Raw genomic sequence first — 17,441 nt, 5'->3', positions numbered from 1 at the left:
GTCCCGAGGTCCCGAGGTCCCGAGGTCCCGAGGTCCCGAGGTCCCGAGGTCCCGAGGTCCCGAGGTCCCGAGGTCCCGAGGTCCCGAGGTCCCGAGGTCCCGAGTCCCGAGGTCCCGAGGTCCCGAGTCCCGAGGTCCCGAGGTCCCGAGTCCCGAGGTCCCGAGGCCCCGAGGTCACAGCCTCGCACCGGATGAGTCCGATCCTGGCCGCCCGCCCGGTGACCTGGCAGGATTTCGCGCATGGTCCAGGTACTCCCACGCATCGGCACGCGGCAGGCGCTGCTGGGCTCGGTGGCTTCGCTGGTGGTCCTCGGGCTGCTCGCGTGGTGGCTGTGGCCGCGCGAGGATCCGCCGAGCGGGACGATCACGCTCAGCACGGGTGCCGACAGCGGCGTCTACCAGCAGTACGGCCAGGAGATGAAGACCGCGATCGCCCAGGACATGCCCCGCCTGACGATCGACCTGAAATCCAGCGACGGCTCCCAGGAGAACGTCGAACGGGTCGCCACCGGTGAGTCCGACTTCGCCATCGCCGCGGCCGACGCCGTGCAGACGTACCTGGACGAGCACAGGCCCGGCGGCGGGAAGCTGCGGGGCCTGGCACGGCTGTACGACGACTATGTGCAGGTGGTCGTCCCGGTCACCTCCCCGATCCAGTCCATCGCGGACCTGAAGGGCAAACGAGTGGCCGTCGGGCCGAGGGGCTCCGGCGTACGGCTGATAGCGGAACGCGTGCTGGCCGCCGAGGGGCTGGACATCGACAAGGACATCCGGTCACAGCCGGACACCATCCGCACCAGCCCCGACGCGCTCCGCCGCGGCAGTATCGACGCCTTCTTCTGGTCGGGCGGACTCCCCACGAAGGGTCTGTCCGACCTGGCGGCCACGGGGTACGAGTACCGGTTCGTCCCGATCGGCAGCGACCTGGTGGCGAAGCTGCACGGCGAGGACGACTCCTTCCTCCACTACCGGGCCGCCGTGATGCCCGCCGACGCCTACCCCTCCATCCTGCGGAACTCCACCGTGCCCACCATCACGGTCGCGAACCTGCTCATCACCCGCGAGGACATGGATCCCCGGCTGACCGAGTGGCTGACCCGCATGGTCATCAAGAACCGGGACCGGATCGGCAAGGACGTGCACGCGGCACAGCTGGTGGACCTGCGCACCGCCATCTACACGGACCCCCTGTACCTGCAGAAGGGCGCCAAGGAGTACTACCGGTCGGTCAAGCCGTAGGGCCGGGAGGCACTCAGGGGCCCGCTCAATCCGTCGGGCGCGTCCGGGGCACCGTCACCGTCACCTTCAGCCCGTGGGGCTCGCGGTGGGCGTACGCGATGGCGCCGCCACCCGCGACGATCAGCGCCCGCGAGATGGACAGCCCGAGGCCCGAACCCTTGATGTTCTGGTGCGCGGTGCTGCGCCAGAAGCGGTCGCCGACCCGTTCCAGCTCCTCGTCGCTGAGGCCGGGCCCGGCGTCGGTGACGACGACCGTGGAGACCTGCCCGTTCGAGGCGACCCGGACCTCGACGCTCTCCCCGGCGGGGGTGAACTTCAGGGCGTTGTCGATCACCGCGTCCAGGGCGCTGGACAGGGCGACCGGGTCGGCCCAGGCGGTGGTGGCGGGGCAGTCGCCGATCAGCGCCACCCCCTTGTCGTCGGCGACCGGCGACCAGGAGGCCACCCGCTCGGCGGCCAGCTCGCCGATGTCGGTGAGCCGCAGATCAGCCTCGACATGCTCGGCGAGGGCCAGGTCGAGCAGGTCGTCGAGGACCTGGGCGAGGCGCTTGCCCTCGGTGCGCACGGAGGCGATCTCCGCGTTGCCCTCGGGCAGTTCGAGGGCGAGGAGGTCGATGCGCAACAGCAACGCGGCGAGGGGATTGCGCAGTTGGTGCGAGGCGTCGGCGACGAAGGCGCGCTGCTGCTCCAGCACGTCCTCGACGTTGTCGGCCATCTCGTTGAACGACCGTGCCAGCCGCCGGAGTTCGGGCGGCCCACTGGCCACGGCGACCCGCGACTTCAGCCGCCCGGAGGCGATGGAGTGGGTCGTGGCGTCGAGGACGCGCACCGGTTTGAGGACCCAGCCGGTCAGCCGCAGCGCTGCGCCGACGGCGAGGAGCATCGCGGCGAACTCGCCGGCGCCGATGACCAGCCAGCCGCGCAGGATCTTGGAGCGCATCTGCCCGGTGGGCGAGTCGGTCACGACGACGGCGATCACGTCGCCGTCGTGGATGACCGGGGAGGCGACGACGAGCCGGCCGCGCTGCCAGGGCCACACCTGGTCCGGATTGTGCGGGCGACGGCCCAGCAGCGCCTCTTCGAACGCGGCGAGCCCCTCGCCCTCGGAGGGCACTTCCCAGTTGTAGGGGGCGTTGGCCATCGCCCGCCCGCCCCCGGCCCGGTAGAAGACACCGGCCTTGATTCCGTACACCCGGTGATACTGATCGAGTTCGTGCTGCAACGTCTCACGACGGCCGTCGGTCGCGCCGCTGGTCCGGGAACCGGTGGGCGACTCGGTGACGAACTGGGCCAGCGCCGCGAAACGCGCCGTGTCGTCGATGCGGTCGACGACCACCTCCTGTTGCCGCGCCGCCGCCAGGCTCACCGCCAGCGGGACGCCGAGAGCCAGCAGCACGGCGGCCATCAGGACGATGAGCAGCGGAAGAAGACGAGTGCGCACGCGGGCACGCTACGGCGTCGGGGCGACCAGCCGGTAGCCGACCCCGCGCACCGTCTCGATCAGGGCAGGCATCCGCAGCTTGGACCGCAGGGAGGCCACGTGCACTTCCAGGGTGCGGCCGGTCCCCTCCCAGCTGGTCCGCCACACCTCGCTGATGATCTGTTCGCGGCGGAACACCACCCCGGGCCGTTGCGCCAGCAGCGCGAGCAGATCGAACTCCTTGCGGGTCAGCTGGACGACCGTGCCGTCGACGCTGACCTGGCGGGTGGGCAGCTCGATGAGCACGGACCCGAGGCGCAGTCCGCTGTCGCCGGGCGCCGCGGCCTCGTCGGGGGCCCGGCGGCGGGCGACGGCGTGGATACGGGCGAGCAGCTCACCGGTGTCGTACGGCTTGACCACGTAGTCGTCCGCGCCCAGGTTGAGGCCGTGGATCCGGGACCGGACGTCGGAGCGGGCCGTCACCATGATCACCGGAGTGCTGGTGCGCTTGCGGATCTTGCCGCAGACCTCGTAGCCGTCCTGGTCGGGCAGGCCGAGGTCGAGGAGGACGACCCCGAAGCCGTTTCCCTCAGGGACGAGCGCCTGGAGGGCCTCCTCGCCACTGCGGGCGTGGGTGACGTCGAAGCCGTGTCGCGCCAGGACCGCGGACAGGGCGGCGGCGACGTGGTTGTCGTCCTCGACGAGGAGCAGCCTCATTCCGGCCCCTTCCGGTTCGGTTCGGTGTCTTGCTGCGGTCTTGCGTGCGGTCTCACGTCCGGCCTCGCGTGGGGTCTCACGTCCGGCCTCGCGTGCGGTCTCACCCGTCCGGCCTCGCGTGCGGTCTCACGCCCGGCCTCGCGTCCGGTCTCACATCCTGGAGGGCCACCGCGCCGCGACCTCGCGTCCGACTCTCGCGTTTCGTTCATTTGTACGCCCCGGCTGGCACACATTACGCGGACCCGCATCCCGGGCACGCGCGCATCGCCCTCTTCGCCGTCACACTGATGAGTGAGGACGCCGTCAAGGCCGTACGAGTTCCGCACGGGTTCCGTCACACAGCCGGAACGTCCCGCGCAGGCCCGTCACGTGCAGTGATCGTCCGGCTACCAGATCGTTATGCTCAATTCTCGCTCAGATGTAATGACGCTGGTCGTCGCGGGTCACTACTGTCCTCCGAAACCGAGGAGGACGGAGCCTTAAAGCGATGACCGAAGTTTCGGTGGTCAAGGACGCGGTGCCCGCGGCCGACGACCTGGTCGTCCTGAAGAGCGTCAACAAGCACTTCGGCGCGTTGCACGTACTCCAGGACATCGATCTGACGATCACCAGGGGCGAGGTCGTCGTGGTGATCGGACCCTCCGGGTCCGGTAAGTCCACCTTGTGCCGCACCATCAACCGGCTGGAGTCGATCGACTCCGGCGACATCCGGATCGACGGCAAGCCGCTGCCCGCCGAGGGCAAGGCGCTCGCCCGACTGCGCGCGGACGTCGGCATGGTGTTCCAGTCGTTCAATCTCTTCGCGCACAAGACCGTGCTCGAGAACGTGATGCTGGGGCAGGTCAAGGTCCGCAAGGCCGACAAGAAGCAGGCCGAGGAGAAGGCCCGCACCCTGCTGGACCGGGTCGGCGTGGGCACCCAGGCGGACAAGTACCCCGCACAGCTCTCGGGCGGTCAGCAGCAGCGTGTCGCCATCGCGCGGGCGCTGGCCATGGACCCCAAGGTCATGCTCTTCGACGAACCGACCTCGGCGCTCGACCCCGAGATGATCAACGAGGTCCTGGAAGTCATGCAGCAGCTCGCCCGGGACGGCATGACCATGGTCGTGGTCACCCACGAGATGGGCTTCGCCCGCTCGGCCGCCAATCGGGTGGTCTTCATGGCCGACGGCCGCATCGTCGAAGAGGCGGTGCCGGACCAGTTCTTCAGCAACCCCCGCAGCGACCGGGCCAAGGACTTCCTGTCGAAGATCCTGCACCACTGACGGCCCTGCCGACGCCGATCTCGGCCCCCGGCACCCGCACCATGACGGTCCGCATCTGTTCACCAGTCAAAGGATGTTCACCATGAAGCTCCGCAAGGTCTCCGCCGCGGCGGCCACCGCCCTCGTCCTCGCCCTGACCGCCACCGCCTGCGGTGGCGACGACAGCAGCAACGAGAGCGGCTCGGGCTCCGGTTCCGGTGGCGGCGACAAGATCAAGATCGGTATCAAGTACGACCAGCCAGGTCTCGGCCTGAAGAACCCCGACGGTTCCTTCTCCGGCTTCGACGTGGACGTGGCGACGTACGTGGCCAAGGAGCTCGGCTACGAGCCCAAGCAGATCGAGTTCGTCGAGACCAAGAGCGCCGACCGTGAGAACGCCCTGGCCCGCGGCGACGTCAAGTTCATCGCGGCCACCTACTCGATCAACGACGAGCGCGCGAAGCTGGTCGACTTCGCCGGCCCCTACCTGCTGGCCCACCAGGACCTGCTGGTGAAGGCCGACTCGGACATCAGCAAGGGCACGGACCTCAACGGCAAGACCCTCTGCTCGGTGACCGGCTCCACCTCGGCCGAGAACGTCAAGAAGGACATCGCTCCGAAGGCTCAGCTGAAGGAGTACGGCGGCTACTCGGAGTGCATCGCCGGTCTGCAGAGCGGCGCCGTGGACGCGGTCACCACCGACGACTCGATCCTCGCGGGCTTCGCGGCCCAGGACAACTACAAGGGCCAGTTCAAGCTCGCGGGCCTGAAGCTCAGCAACGAGAACTACGGCATCGGTGTCAAGAAGGGCGACAAGGCGACCGTCGACAAGATCAACGCCGCCCTGGAGAAGATGGTCAGCGACGGCGCCTGGGAGACCGCGGTCAAGGAGAACTTCGGCCCGGCCGACTACAAGAACGAGCCCGCCCCGAAGATCGGCGACATCAAGTAAGCGGACATCCGCACCCAGCGCGGTTCTCGTAGTCGCGCCGCCGCCCGCCGCACCGTGCGGTAGAGGCGGCGGCGCGGTGCGTCGCCTGCCTCGTACGCCACACACCCGGAAGCGCGGGAGACAGTGTTCGACTTCCTTTCAAACTACAACGACCCAACCTTCTTGGGTGCGTTCTGGATGACGGTCAAGCTCACCGTCTTCTCAGCCATCGGCTCCCTGATCTGGGGGACGCTGCTCGCGGCCATGCGCGTGAGCCCCGTACCCCTGATGCGCGGCTTCGGCACCGTGTACGTGAACGTCGTGCGGAACATCCCGCTGACCGTCATCATCGTCTTCACCTCGCTCGGCCTCGCCGACATCTTCCGGGTGACGATGGGAGCGGGCAACGACGTCAAGGCCACGGCCTTTCGGCTCGCCATTCTCGGATTCGTGGCCTACACCGCGGCATTCGTCTGCGAGGCGCTGCGCTCGGGCATCAACACCGTGCCCGTCGGCCAGGCGGAGGCGGCTCGCGCCATCGGACTGAGCTTCACCCAGGTCCTCGGCCTCATCGTGCTGCCGCAGGCGTTCCGGGCCGTCATCGGACCGCTGGCCAACGTGCTGATCGCGCTCACCAAGAACACGACCGTGGCCGCGGCGATCGGTGTGTGGGAGGCCGCCTACCTCATGAAGGGCATGATCGAGAAGGAGGCACAGACCCTGCTCATCGGCGCGATCTTCGCCTTCGGATTCGTTGTTCTGACCCTTCCCACCGGCCTGATCCTCGGCTGGCTGAGCAAGCGACTGGCGGTGAAGCGATGAGTTCCGTTCTCTACGACGCCCCCGGCCCCCGGGCCAAACGGCGCAACGTGATCCTCACGGTGGTCTTCGTCGTCCTGCTGGCCCTCCTCGCGTGGTGGCTCTGGGGAGCGCTGGACAGCAGGAACCAGCTGGAGTGGAAGCTCTGGAAGCCGTTCTTCACCTCCGAGGCCTGGACGACGTATCTGCTGCCCGGTCTCGCCAACACGCTCAAGGCCATGGCGCTCTCCATCGTGATCGCCCTGCCCCTCGGCGCGCTCTTCGGCATCGCGCGCCTCTCCGACCACCTGTGGGTCCGCATCCCGGCCGGTGCGGTGGTCGAGTTCTTCCGGGCCATCCCGGTCCTGCTGCTGATGCTGTTCGCCAACGAGGTCATCGCCCGCTCGTTGGAAGTCACCACCGAGCAACGGCAGCTCTGGGCGGTCGTCACCGGTCTGGTGCTGTACAACGCCTCGGTCCTCGCCGAGATCGTGCGCGCCGGCATCCTCGCCCTGCCCAAGGGCCAGACGGAGGCCGCCCAGGCGATCGGTCTGCGCAAGGGCCAGACGATGTCCTCCATCCTGCTGCCGCAGGCCGTCACGGTGATGCTGCCGGCCATCGTCAGCCAGCTCGTGGTCATCGTGAAGGACACCGCGCTCGGCGGCGTGATGATCGGGTTCACCGAACTGCTCAGCGGACGCGCGACACTGGCGGCGGTGTACGCCAACGTCGTGCCCAGCTTCGTCGTCGTCGCGATCGTCTACATCGTCCTGAACTTCATCATCACCAGCTTCGCGAGCTGGCTGGAGCAGCGGCTGCGGCGGGCCAAGAAGTCGACGGGCGCTGTTCTCGCTCCCGAGACGGTTCAGGGCACCGCGGCGACCGGCGCGGGCGGGGGAACCTGACAGATGATCAGGTGACATCCGCCCAGGATGTCCCCCGATTCGTTCCCCGGAGGGCAGTGGCATGATCGCCACTGCCCTCCGTCACTTGACGCAAGCACCGGCAATGGGTTGCATACGTTCTGTGATCGTGCACCCTGCTCCAACTTCCTGTTCACCCACGTCCGCCGGGACGTCACGTCGGGCAGGGGGCGCCGCGCCGTGGATCCGGTGATCATCGTCGGAGCGGGGCCCGTGGGGCTCACGCTCGCCCTGGCGCTGGCGCGGCAGGAGGTGCCGTCCGTGGTCCTCGACGAGGGGCCGGGGAAGGACGAGCAGCGGCTCGCGCGGACGGTGGTGCTGAACGAGGACACGGCCGCGCTGCTGGAACGATTGTCCGGCGTCCCGCTCTCCCGGTCCGGCTACCGCTGGGCCGGATGGCGGTCGATGCGGCGCAAGCAGGTGATGCGTCGGGTCCGGTTCGACGAGGCCGGCTTCGACGACAAGGACGCTCCGCCCCGGGAGGACTCGAAGGGGGTTCGCGGCGGTCCGGAGGAGGTCGTCGAGGGCTCCGCCGACCTCCCGCCGCTCCACATCGCCCAGCACGTCCTGACCGCCGCCCTGCGCGAGGCCATCGTCGGCGAGCGGCTCGTCAAGGTCGCGGTGGAGAGCCGGCTCGACGCGATCGAACAGGAGAAGTCCGGCGTCACGGCACACAGCCGCGGCCCCAAGAGCACCTGGTGGCGGGGCAGTTACCTGGTGGGCTGCGACGGCCCGCGCTCGACGGTCCGCAAGCTCCAGGACATCCGCTTCCCCGGCCGTACGGCGGTGGAACGGCACGCGGTCGCGGCACTCCGTGCGGAACTCCCCTGGCCCGGCGAAGCGTTGCTGCATCGCATGCCGCCGTGGCGCACATCGAGCCCGTCGGGCGGGGAGATCACCGCACGGCCGCTCGCCGGCGGGGTCTGGCGCCTGGACTGGCTCCTGCCACCGGGTAAGGACCTCGTGACACCCGAACTCCTCGTGGCCCGCGTCCGCGAGACCCTGGCCGGCTGGACGGGCGGCTCCACACCGCCGTACGACCTGCTCGACACCGGTGTCCACACCGTGCACCACCGGCTCGCCCGGCGGTGGCGGGTCGGACGGGTTTTCCTGGCCGGGGACGCCGCGCATCTGCTCGGTGCGCTCGGCACCCAGGGCCTCGACGAGGGCCTGCGGGACGCCGACAACCTCGCCTGGAAACTCGCTCTGGCCTGGCACCACGGCCCGCACGAAGCCCTGCTCGACAGCTACCAGGCGGAGCGGCGCGCGGTCGTCGCCACCCGGCTGCGCGCCGCCGACCAGGTGCTGCCCCTGCTGCGTGGCGGCAAGGGGCTGCGCTCGTACGTCCCCGGCTCCTCCCGGGGCCACGACGCACTGCTCTCGGACGGCCACCTGGGGCGCGGGGCGCTGGGTGCGCCGGGGGCGTACTCCGACTCCCCGCTCATGCCTCCGCCTTCCGACGCGGAGACGCCGATCGAGACGCTGCCGGGCACCCAGGTCGTGGACGTGGAGGTGACCGCCGAGGACGGCTCCTTCGTGCCGCTGCGGGACCGGCTCGGGCGCGGGGCGCTCCTGGTGGTGCTCGTCGCGCCGGGTACCGGGGTGTGGGAACGCAAGCACTGGATGAGCGCCGGGATCATGCCCCGCCTGGCCGCCGCCGTCTCCGCCCTGCCGCATCCCGCCGAGCTGCTGGTCGCCGAGGCCTACCCGGGCGCGGGCGCCCACACCGTCCTCCTCGTCCGTCCTGACGGATACCTGGTCACCGCCCTGAGCGGTGTCCGCCCGGCCGACCTGTACACGGCGGCAGCGGCGACGCTGGGCGTGGCGGAGCAGCGGTCCGAGACGACCGGGGCGGCATCGGGTTCGCACTGAGACGCCCGGGGCCCCGGGCCGGTCGGAGGTGGCGACCGTCACTGTGTGTCCACATAGTGACGTTCAGTTGACCGCTCCGCGCTGTCATGGTCTACTCCGGGTCGTGACCGACACCTCGACGCGCCTGTGGCGGAGGGTCCATATGGACCTCGTCCGCTATGCGGGCTGCGTGTGTCGTCCGTCCTGCTGAACTCGCATCCCTCGGCATCCCTTCGCCTCCCGCGCGCCACTCGTGTGCTCCGCGCGCTTTCCGAGCGAACGCACTTCAGGACGGTACCCGTGTCTGTGTCCCCCGTTGTTCCCCCCGCCCCCATCCCCACCCTCTCCGGTCCCACTCAGGCGGAACTGCTCGACTTCGCGCGTCGGACGGCCGCCGACGGCGAGCTGATCGCCTCGCTCCCGCTCGATCCGGAGGGCCGCACGTGGGTGCGGCTCGAAGGCCCCGGTGGCAGCGAGGCCTGGCTCATCGGTTGGCCGCCCGGCACCGGGACCGGCTGGCACGACCACGCCGACTCGGTGGGCGCCTTCGTCACCGCCGCGGGTGAACTCAAGGAGTACTCGCTCGCCGCCCGGCTGCCCACCGACGGCTGGAAGACCCTCGAACTCACCGAAGGCGTCGACCGCGAACGGCGGTTGTCCGCCGGCAAGGGCCGCTCCTTCGGACGCCACCACGTCCACGAGGTGCTCAACGAGTCCACCGAGGAGCACGCGATCTCGGTCCACGCCTACTACCCGCCCCTCCCGCGTATCCGCCGCTACAGCCGCACGGGGCAGGTGCTGCGCCTGGAGCATGTGGAGCGCCCCGCCGACTGGCAGTGAGCCCAGCCCCCGGCTCAGCTCTGTGCCTCTCGGCTCAGTACTCCTCGCCCTCCAGCCCCTCCGCTTCCTCCCCCTCTTCCTCCAGCGCCTGGCGGACCACGCGGAGGGCCATGCCCTCGGAGTAACCCTTGCGGGCGAGCATGCCCGCGAGACGGCGGAGGCGTTTGTCGCGGTCGAGGCCACGGGTGGAGCGCAGCTTGCGGGCGACGAGCTCGCGCGCGGTGTTCTCCTCCTGCTCGGAGTCGAGCTGGGACACGGCCTCGTCGATCAGTGTCGAGTCGACGCCCTTGGTGCGCAGCTCCCGGGCGAGAGCTCGTCTGGCCAGCCCCCGGCCGTGGTGCCGGGACTCCACCCAGGCGTCCGCGAACGCGCCGTCGTTGATCAGCCCGACCTCCTCGAACCGCGAGAGCACCTCCTCCGCCACGTCCTCGGGGATCTCGCGTTTGTGCAGGGCGTCCGCGAGTTGCTTGCGGGTACGCGGGGTCCCGGTGAGCAGGCGCAGGCAGATCCCGCGTGCCCGCTCAGCCGGGTCCCCTGAGGACTCCCCCTTCTCGGCCCTCGACGAGAAAGACGAACCCCCGTCCTGTGGCCCCCCGCCGTCCGGGCCGTCGCCCGGTTCGTCCGGGCCGTCGCCCGGTTCCCCGAAGCCACGCCGTCGACCGCTCCGGCCGCCGCGTCCCCCTCGCGCGTCACCGCCCGCACCGCGCGAGGCGCCGTCGCCGCGGCGACGGGTGCCGGCGGCCGAGCCCGCACCGAAACGCGCCTCGTCCGCCCGCCGACCGGCGCCACCGCCGCCCCGGCCGTCGCCGTCGTACGACTGGCCGTGGGGCTCGCCGTCGTCGGACGCACCGCCGGGGGGTGAGCCCGTGCCGTACGACGGTGTGTCGTCGTGCGGCCCGAGTCCGTACCCGTCCGCGGTGGCTTCCCCGATGCCCTCGCCGGTACCCCCGCGCCCCCGGCTCTCGGGGCCGCTGGGGTATGCGTACTCGCCCCAGTCCGTTCTGCGTGTCACGGACTAGCTCTTCGCCGCCGCAGCCTTGGTCTTGGCGGTCTTGGCAGCCGACGCCGGCACCGCCTTCGCGGTGTCGTCCGCGGGCGTGGCGGTGACCGCCGCGTCCGTACCCGGCTCTCCGGTGGGCTCCTCGGGCCGGACGCCGACGCCCAGCTTCTCCTTGATCTTCTTCTCGATCTCGTTGGCGAGGTCGGGGTTGTCCTTCAGGAAGTTGCGGGCGTTCTCCTTGCCCTGGCCGAGCTGGTCGCCCTCGTACGTGTACCAGGCGCCCGCCTTGCGGACGAAGCCGTTCTCCACACCCATGTCGATCAGGCCGCCCTCGCGGCTGATGCCCTGTCCGTACAGGATGTCGAACTCGGCCTGCTTGAAGGGCGGCGCCACCTTGTTCTTGACGACCTTGACGCGAGTGCGGTTGCCGACGGCGTCGGTGCCGTCCTTCAGGGTCTCGATACGGCGGATGTCGAGTCGCACCGAGGCGTAGAACTTCAGAGCGCGGCCACCGGTCGTGGTCTCCGGGGAGCCGAACATCACGCCGATCTTCTCGCGGAGCTGGTTGATGAAGATGGCGGTGGTCTTGGACTGGTTGAGCGCGCTGGTGATCTTCCGCAGGGCCTGGCTCATCAGACGGGCCTGCAGACCCACGTGACTGTCGCCCATCTCGCCCTCGATCTCCGCGCGCGGGACGAGCGCGGCGACGGAGTCGATGACGATGAGGTCGAGGGCTCCGGAGCGGACCAGCATGTCCACGATCTCCAGGGCCTGCTCGCCGTTGTCCGGCTGCGACAGGATGAGGTTGTCGATGTCGACGCCGAGCTTCTTCGCGTACTCGGGGTCGAGGGCGTGCTCGGCGTCCACGAAGGCCACCTGGCCGCCGGCCCTCTGCGCGTTCGCCACCGCGTGCAGGGTCAGGGTCGTCTTGCCGGAGGACTCCGGGCCGTACACCTCGATCACTCGGCCTCGCGGCAGGCCGCCGACACCGAGGGCGACGTCGAGTGCGGTCGACCCGGTGGGGATGACCTCGATGGGCTCGTTCGGCCGCTCGCCCAGGCGCATCACCGCGCCCTTGCCGAACTGCCGTTCAATTTGTGCGAGCGCGGCGTCGAGCGCCTTCTCGCGGTCGGTTCCTGCCATGGGTTCCACCCGATTTGCTTGAGTCGATCGCTTCACGTGAAAGACGCTAACGCCTGCCACTGACAATGGGCCCCGACGCCCGCCCGGCCTGTGGATAACTCGGGCACTTCTCCACGAAAACCCTGCCGAACTACGGCCGAGACGCTTCGCCGGAGCCTCCATAAGAATGGATGTTCGAATTTAGTGTCAAGCGCACCACGCGGCACCCGGAGCACTTCCGGCACGCGGGGTATGGGGTACCCGGGGGCGGCTGCGGCAGCCCTACGGGGTGGTGCCGTCCTCCGGGCCGGAATCCCCCTCGGCCTCCGGCTCCCGGTGCGCGGTGCCGTCGTCCCGCCGCCCGTGCGCGGAGTCCTCCGGCGACGGTCTCGTGCCGCGCCTCTGGTCGAGCCTCTCCGCCAACTGCCTGCGCACACGTGTAAGGACGTCGCCGTCGGGCCCCTCTTCCTCCGCCGCCCGGTGCGGGTGTCTCCGCAGCCGGGCGATGAGGTTGCCCGTTCCGCGCCTGCGGTGGCCATGCACCCGAGGGTCGTCCGTGACGTCGTACCGCTTCACGTAGGCCCCGAGGAAGGCCTGCAGGGTGGCGATGGCGGGGATGGCGATGAGCGCGCCCACGGCGCCGAGGAGCGCGGTGCCCGCGATGACCGAGCCGAACGCCACGGCCGGATGGATGTCCACGGTCTTGGCGGTCAGCTTGGGCTGCAGCACGTAGTTCTCGAACTGCTGGTAGATGACCACGAAGACGAGGACCCACAGCGCGTACCACGGGTTGACCGTGAAGGCGATCAGCATGGGCAGGGCGCCCGCCAGGTAGGTGCCGATCGTGGGGATGAACTGCGAGACCAGTCCGACCCAGACCGCGAGCGCGGGCGCGTAGGGCACGTCGAGGTACTCCAGCAGGACGTAGTGCGCCACGCCGGAGATCAGTGCCATCAGGCCGCGGGAGTACAGATAGCCGCCGGTCTTGTCGACCGCGATCTCCCACGCGCGCAGCACCTCGGCCTGCTTGGCGGGCGGCAGGACGGAACACAGCGCGCGGCGCAGCCGGGGGCCGTCGGCGGCGAAGTAGAACGAGAACAGCGCGATCGTCAGCAACTGGAAGAGGCCACCCAGCACCTGCGCGGAGACGTCGAGGACGCCTGTGGCGCTGTTCTGCACGTACTTCTGCAGCCAGTCGGAGCGGAGCAGCCCCTCCTGGATGTCGACACGCTTGAGTTCGGTGTGGAAGCTCGTGTTGATCCAGCTGATGACCGAGTCGAGGTACGCCGGGAAGTCCTCGACCATCTTGATGATCTGGCCGGCCAGCATCGAACCGAGCAGGGTGACGAACCCGGCGGCCCCGATCAGCGTGATCAGGAAGACCAGGAACGTGGCGAAGCCCCTGCGCAGCCCCTTCGAGGCCATCCAGCTCACCGCGGGCTCGATCGCCAGCGCCAGGAAGAACGCGATGAGGATGTTGACCAGCAGCCCGATGAGCTGGTGGAACGCCCAGCTGCCGAACTGGAAGACCGCGACGAGGGAGAGCGCCAGCACCATCGCGCGCGGCAGCCAGCGCGGCATGCGCTCGCTCGGCGCGGCACCGGGTCCCGGGCCGGCCGGGGGGCCGGAGGGCGGTGTCGTGCCGGACGGGGTTGCCTGGTGCTCGAAACGCGAGGTCTCGTCTGTGGGTGCCACGGGCCAAGTCTCGCCCACGGCACCGACAGTCAGTCGCCGCCCCCGGGTCTTCCGGTCCAACGAGCGGCATCCGTCCGGTGAAGTCCGCTGCTTCTCAGCGGTTTTCCGCCGGAACGCCCATGGTCGCGCACACCACGTGCCACACGTCCTTGGCCTCCCAGCCGGCGTCCAGCGCCTCGCTCACCGTGCGCCCGCCGAGGCCGGACATCACATGATCGCGCGCGAAGGTGTCGGCGTACCCCTCACCGAAGTGATCCGCCATCCGCTGCCAGAAGACCGTCAACCGCATGAGTCCAGTATCCCGCCCCAGGGGGTGGGGCTGGCCGGGACGGCTTTCCGATACCGCTTTCCGCCCTACGGTCGGAGCCATGGCCGAAACCGGAGCATCCCCACTCCCCTCGTCGTCCCCGGCGCCCACCCCGCTGGCTCGCGCCGAACAGTTCGTCTGGCTGACCGCGCGCGTGCTGGAGCAGCGCCGCTTCGCGTACCACTTCCTGGACGGGGGAGCCGACGCGGTGGAGACCGCGCTGTCCGCCTACCGCAATGCCGACGACGGGTACGGCCACGCGCTCGAACCCGATCTGCGCGGGCCCGTGAGCCAGCCGCTGCACACCGGGCACGCGCTGCGTGTGCTGGACTCGATCGGGCGCTGCGGCGGACAGCGGGTGGAGCGCGTGTGCCGCTACCTGACGTCGGTGTCGACCCAGGACGGTGCACTTCCCGCCGTGCACCCCAGCCAGCGTGGCTACCCGGTGGCCCCGTTCGTGCCGATCGTCGACGACCCGCCCAGTGATCTGTTGGCCACCGGGCCGGTGGTGGGCCTGCTGCACCGCAACCAGGTGTGGCACGCGTGGCTGTTCCGGGCCACCGACTTCTGCTGGCAGGCGGTCGAGTCCCTGGAGAAGTCGCACCCCTACGAGGTCCACGCCGCCGTGGCGTTCCTGGAGTCCGTGCCCGACCGCCCGCGCGCCCGGGCCGCCGCCGACCGGCTCGGCCGCCTGGTGCGCGAACACCGGCTCGCCACACTGGATCCGGGACGACCGGACGACTACCCGGTGTCCGCCGGTTACGCGCCGGGCGAGCACCACTACCCGCACGACTTCGCGCACACCCCGGAATCGCTCGCACGCGCGTGGTTCACCGACGAGGAGATGTCCCGGTCTCTCGACTTCCTGTCGAGCGAACAGACGGAGGACGGCGGCTGGCCGATCCGCTGGCGCCAATGGGCCCCGAGCACTGCCATGGAGAGCCGCCCCATCGTGACGATCGAGGCGCTGCGCACGTTGCGGGCGTACGGACGGTCGATCGGCTGAGACCTTCGACGCGACGGACACCACGCGCGCGTACGGCCGGTCGGCCGGCACGCGCGCGTACGTCGAGGGCGAGATCGACGACACGCGCGCGTGCCCCACGACAAGCCGGCGTCAGCCCGATACCGCCCGCACCCCGGCCGTCACGACGACCGCCGCGGCCACGACGAGCAGGAACGGGGCTCGCAGGAGCAGTGCCATGGCGGCTGCGGTGAGCCCGGCGGCCCTCGCGTCCAGCACCAGGTCGTGCCCGTCGGCGAAGGTCTGCTGAGCCGTGAGAGCGGCGAGGAGGGCAACGGGCAGCAGGGCGGCGAGGCGCTGGACGAGCGGGCGTTCCAGGATGCCCTCGGGGACCAGCAGGCCGATCAGTTTGACGGCGTAACAGCCGACGGCGGTGCCGATGATCGCGATCCAGACGTTCATCGGTCGCCACCTTCCTGGTCGCCGTCTTCCTGGTCGCCGTGTTCCTGGTCGCCTTTTCGGCTGTCGTCCGGCCGGCTGTCGGCCCTGCGGCGCCCCTCCGCCCAGAGGACGACCGGAGCGGCCACCGCCGCGACGAGGACCGGGACCCCGGCGGGCAGGACGGGCAGCAGACCGAGCCCCAGGACGACGGCGCTGCCCGCGACGGCCCGCTCTGCGGTGGTCCGCAGCATCGGCGCGAGGAGGGCCAGGAATACGGCGGGCCCGGCCGCGTCGAGCCCCCACGCGTCGGTGTCGCCGATGGCCTCGGCGCCGAGCGCGCCGAGCAGCGTGGTGAGGTTCCACAGCACATAGAGGCTGAGCCCGGTGACGGTGAAGCCGATACGGGCGGCGCGACGCGTGGGCTGGGCGAGGGCGACGGCCGTGGTCTCGTCGATGACCCACTGGGCGGCGAAAGGCCGCACCGCGCGCGGGAGGGCCAGCAGATGCGAGAGGCGCAGCCCGTAGAACGCGTTGCGCACGCCCAGGAAGAACGCCCCGGCCGCTGCCGTGAAGGGGTTGCCGCCGGCCGCGAGCGCGCCCACCAGGGCGAACTGGGAGGCCCCGGTGAACACCAGGAGGCTCAGGGCGCAGGTCTGCAGCAGCCCGAGTCCACTGCCGGCCGAAGTCACCCCGAAGGCGAACCCGGACAGTCCGACCGCCACCCCTACGCCGAGAGCGTCCCGGACGACGGCTCCGTCGGGTTTCACGCCGCCGCTGTCTTGCGTCTCCACGAGACCAGTCTGTTCAGTCACCACGCCCTGGACGGTACGAGCGGCCACGCCTGTGGGTCTTGTACGTTCTTGCGCGCGCCCGCGCCGCCCTCACACTCGCGGACGCAGCGTTCGTGCACGAGCTCGTGGGCGCGGCGCTCGTGGGCGCGGCGCTCGTGGCCGCAGCGCTCGTGGCCGCAGCGTTCGTGGGCGCAGCGCTTATGCGCGCACGCACCCGCCCCTCCCGCTCACGTACGTCGTCCCCGGGTTCGCGATCCGTCGTCGGCCCCGCCGGTGCGTTCCCGCTGGTACGCGCCCGGCGGCACGCCCACGATGCGGCTGAAGTGGCGGTTGAGATGGGGCTGGTCCGTGAAGCCGACGGCGACGGCGGCCGCGGCGGGAGTCGTGCCGGTGTCGAGCAGGTCGCGGGCCCGGCGGACGCGGGCATCGGTCAGCCAGGTGTGCGGAGGCATGCCATAAGCGGCGCGGAAGGCCCGCAACAGAGCGAAAGGGCTGGTGCCGAGGTCGGCCGAGAGCCGCTCCAGGGTCGGCGGGTCGGCCATCCGCTCCTCGAGCACGGCACGCGCGCGTGCCGCGACGGGGGCGCCGGCCGTGCGGACGGCACGCTGGGGCAGGGACCCGCCGTTCTGGCGCAGCAGCCGGGTCACGACCACCCGCAGCAGGGTGTCCGCCGCCAGTGCGTTTCCCTCGTCGACCGCCCGCAGGACCTGGTGGACGAGGCCCGCGGCGTAGGGGTCCTCGAGCACGGGAATGACGAAGCCGGGGGTGCCGCGGATCGTGGTGGTCTCGGCGGCGATCTCGGCCACCACGTCCGGAGACGGGTAGACCGCCCCGTATCGCCAGCCCTCGGGCACACCCGCGCGGCCGGTGTGCGGGGTGTCGGGGTTGACCAGGGCCAGCGCTCCCGGGCCGGCGTACTGATCGGCGCCTCCGTGGCGGAAGATCTCCACTCCGTCGGCGATGGCCGCGATCACGAAGTGCTCGTGGGTGTGCCGTACGAACTTCTTCTCGACGTAGCTCGCCCGCAGCAGATCCACACCGGGCAGTTCCGCGTACCGCCAGTGCCTCGCCCGCTCCGCCGAACCCGCCATGCCCCCCATTCTGCGGGGTGGACCGTCCGGGCGACGAAGTCCGGGGCAGTGGCGGGCGTGCGGACATG

Annotated in this window: 18 protein-coding genes; 9 read left to right on the top strand and 9 right to left on the bottom strand. The window is 70.5% G+C overall.

The genetic code is table 11. From position 1 onward, the window contains the following. Positions 1-240: 240 nt before the first annotated feature. Positions 241-1,239, top strand: a complete 999-nt coding sequence (locus ACWCRJ_RS39515; RefSeq protein WP_450943817.1) for a TAXI family TRAP transporter solute-binding subunit — start codon at positions 241-243, stop codon at positions 1,237-1,239. 25 nt (positions 1,240-1,264) lie between these two features. Here ACWCRJ_RS39515 and ACWCRJ_RS39510 read toward each other — a convergent pair whose 3' ends face one another. Both ACWCRJ_RS39510 and ACWCRJ_RS39505 read right to left on the bottom strand, forming a co-directional pair. After that, entirely contained in the window at positions 1,265-2,680 is a 1,416-nt protein-coding gene (locus tag ACWCRJ_RS39510; RefSeq protein ID WP_450943816.1) for a sensor histidine kinase, read from the bottom strand. A gap of 9 nt (positions 2,681-2,689) precedes the next feature. After that, positions 2,690-3,376 carry a response regulator transcription factor gene (locus ACWCRJ_RS39505; protein ID WP_005481480.1) on the bottom strand — a complete coding sequence of 229 codons (687 nt, stop codon included), beginning with the start codon at positions 3,374-3,376 and terminating at the stop codon, positions 2,690-2,692. Positions 3,377-3,863: 487 nt separating this feature from the next. On the opposite strand from ACWCRJ_RS39505, the gene ACWCRJ_RS39500 reads away from it, so the two are divergent. The 7 genes from ACWCRJ_RS39500 (at position 3,864) to ACWCRJ_RS39470 (ending at position 9,962) form a co-directional block, all read left to right on the top strand. After that, complete coding sequence (locus ACWCRJ_RS39500; protein WP_046916709.1) at positions 3,864-4,640, top strand: amino acid ABC transporter ATP-binding protein; 777 nt, start codon at positions 3,864-3,866, stop codon at positions 4,638-4,640. Between the two features lie 82 nt (positions 4,641-4,722). Continuing rightward, on the top strand, positions 4,723-5,571 hold the full coding sequence (locus ACWCRJ_RS39495; protein ID WP_450943815.1) for a glutamate ABC transporter substrate-binding protein: 849 nt from the start codon (positions 4,723-4,725) through the stop codon (positions 5,569-5,571). 123 nt (positions 5,572-5,694) lie between these two features. Continuing rightward, positions 5,695-6,372: an amino acid ABC transporter permease gene (locus ACWCRJ_RS39490; RefSeq protein ID WP_383893595.1), complete on the top strand. Its 678-nt coding sequence runs from the start codon at positions 5,695-5,697 to the stop codon at positions 6,370-6,372. Continuing rightward, positions 6,369-7,253, top strand: a complete 885-nt coding sequence (locus ACWCRJ_RS39485; protein WP_450943814.1) for an amino acid ABC transporter permease — start codon at positions 6,369-6,371, stop codon at positions 7,251-7,253. The genes ACWCRJ_RS39490 and ACWCRJ_RS39485 overlap by 4 nt, the downstream gene beginning before the upstream one ends. 198 nt (positions 7,254-7,451) lie before the next feature. Next, positions 7,452-9,143, top strand: coding sequence for an FAD-dependent monooxygenase (locus tag ACWCRJ_RS39480; protein ID WP_450943813.1), 1,692 nt, complete (start codon positions 7,452-7,454; stop codon positions 9,141-9,143). A 142-nt stretch (positions 9,144-9,285) separates the two neighbouring features. After that, a complete protein-coding gene (locus ACWCRJ_RS39475; RefSeq protein WP_309506048.1) occupies positions 9,286-9,333 on the top strand; it encodes a hypothetical protein in 48 nt (15 codons plus the stop codon). A gap of 89 nt (positions 9,334-9,422) precedes the next feature. Next, the gene (locus tag ACWCRJ_RS39470) at positions 9,423-9,962 is read left to right on the top strand and encodes a cysteine dioxygenase (RefSeq protein ID WP_450943812.1); all 540 of its coding nucleotides are present in this window, start codon (positions 9,423-9,425) and stop codon (positions 9,960-9,962) included. 34 nt (positions 9,963-9,996) lie between these two features. Here the strand turns inward: ACWCRJ_RS39470 and recX are convergent, their stop codons facing one another. From recX to ACWCRJ_RS39450, 4 genes are all read right to left on the bottom strand, one after another. Next, on the bottom strand, positions 9,997-10,974 hold the full coding sequence (recX, locus tag ACWCRJ_RS39465) for a recombination regulator RecX (protein ID WP_450943811.1): 978 nt from the start codon (positions 10,972-10,974) through the stop codon (positions 9,997-9,999). 3 nt (positions 10,975-10,977) lie between these two features. Then, positions 10,978-12,105 carry a recombinase RecA gene (gene recA / locus ACWCRJ_RS39460; RefSeq protein ID WP_450943810.1) on the bottom strand — a complete coding sequence of 376 codons (1,128 nt, stop codon included), beginning with the start codon at positions 12,103-12,105 and terminating at the stop codon, positions 10,978-10,980. A 261-nt stretch (positions 12,106-12,366) separates the two neighbouring features. Further along, the gene (locus tag ACWCRJ_RS39455; protein ID WP_450943809.1) at positions 12,367-13,779 is read right to left on the bottom strand and encodes an AI-2E family transporter; all 1,413 of its coding nucleotides are present in this window, start codon (positions 13,777-13,779) and stop codon (positions 12,367-12,369) included. A 94-nt stretch (positions 13,780-13,873) separates the two neighbouring features. After that, positions 13,874-14,068, bottom strand: a complete 195-nt coding sequence (locus tag ACWCRJ_RS39450; RefSeq protein ID WP_046920251.1) for a DUF3046 domain-containing protein — start codon at positions 14,066-14,068, stop codon at positions 13,874-13,876. A gap of 79 nt (positions 14,069-14,147) precedes the next feature. On the opposite strand from ACWCRJ_RS39450, the gene ACWCRJ_RS39445 reads away from it, so the two are divergent. Beyond that, on the top strand, positions 14,148-15,092 hold the full coding sequence (locus ACWCRJ_RS39445) for a hypothetical protein (protein WP_450943808.1): 945 nt from the start codon (positions 14,148-14,150) through the stop codon (positions 15,090-15,092). Positions 15,093-15,203: 111 nt separating this feature from the next. On the opposite strand, the gene ACWCRJ_RS39440 is transcribed toward ACWCRJ_RS39445, so the two are convergent. The 3 genes from ACWCRJ_RS39440 to ACWCRJ_RS39430 form a co-directional block, all read right to left on the bottom strand. Continuing rightward, entirely contained in the window at positions 15,204-15,512 is a 309-nt protein-coding gene (locus ACWCRJ_RS39440) for an AzlD domain-containing protein (RefSeq protein WP_450943807.1), read from the bottom strand. Beyond that, positions 15,509-16,303: an AzlC family ABC transporter permease gene (locus ACWCRJ_RS39435; protein ID WP_450943833.1), complete on the bottom strand. Its 795-nt coding sequence runs from the start codon at positions 16,301-16,303 to the stop codon at positions 15,509-15,511. Before ACWCRJ_RS39435 ends, ACWCRJ_RS39440 begins: the two co-directional genes overlap by 4 nt. Positions 16,304-16,509: 206 nt before the next feature. Continuing rightward, positions 16,510-17,373, bottom strand: coding sequence for an AraC family transcriptional regulator (locus tag ACWCRJ_RS39430; RefSeq protein WP_450943806.1), 864 nt, complete (start codon positions 17,371-17,373; stop codon positions 16,510-16,512). Positions 17,374-17,441: the final 68 nt, after the last annotated feature.

The sequence above is a fragment of the Streptomyces sp. NPDC002324 genome, assembly GCF_053593335.1.
Note: the sequence above shows the minus strand (reverse complement) of the source record. Positions and strands in the feature narration are given on the sequence as shown.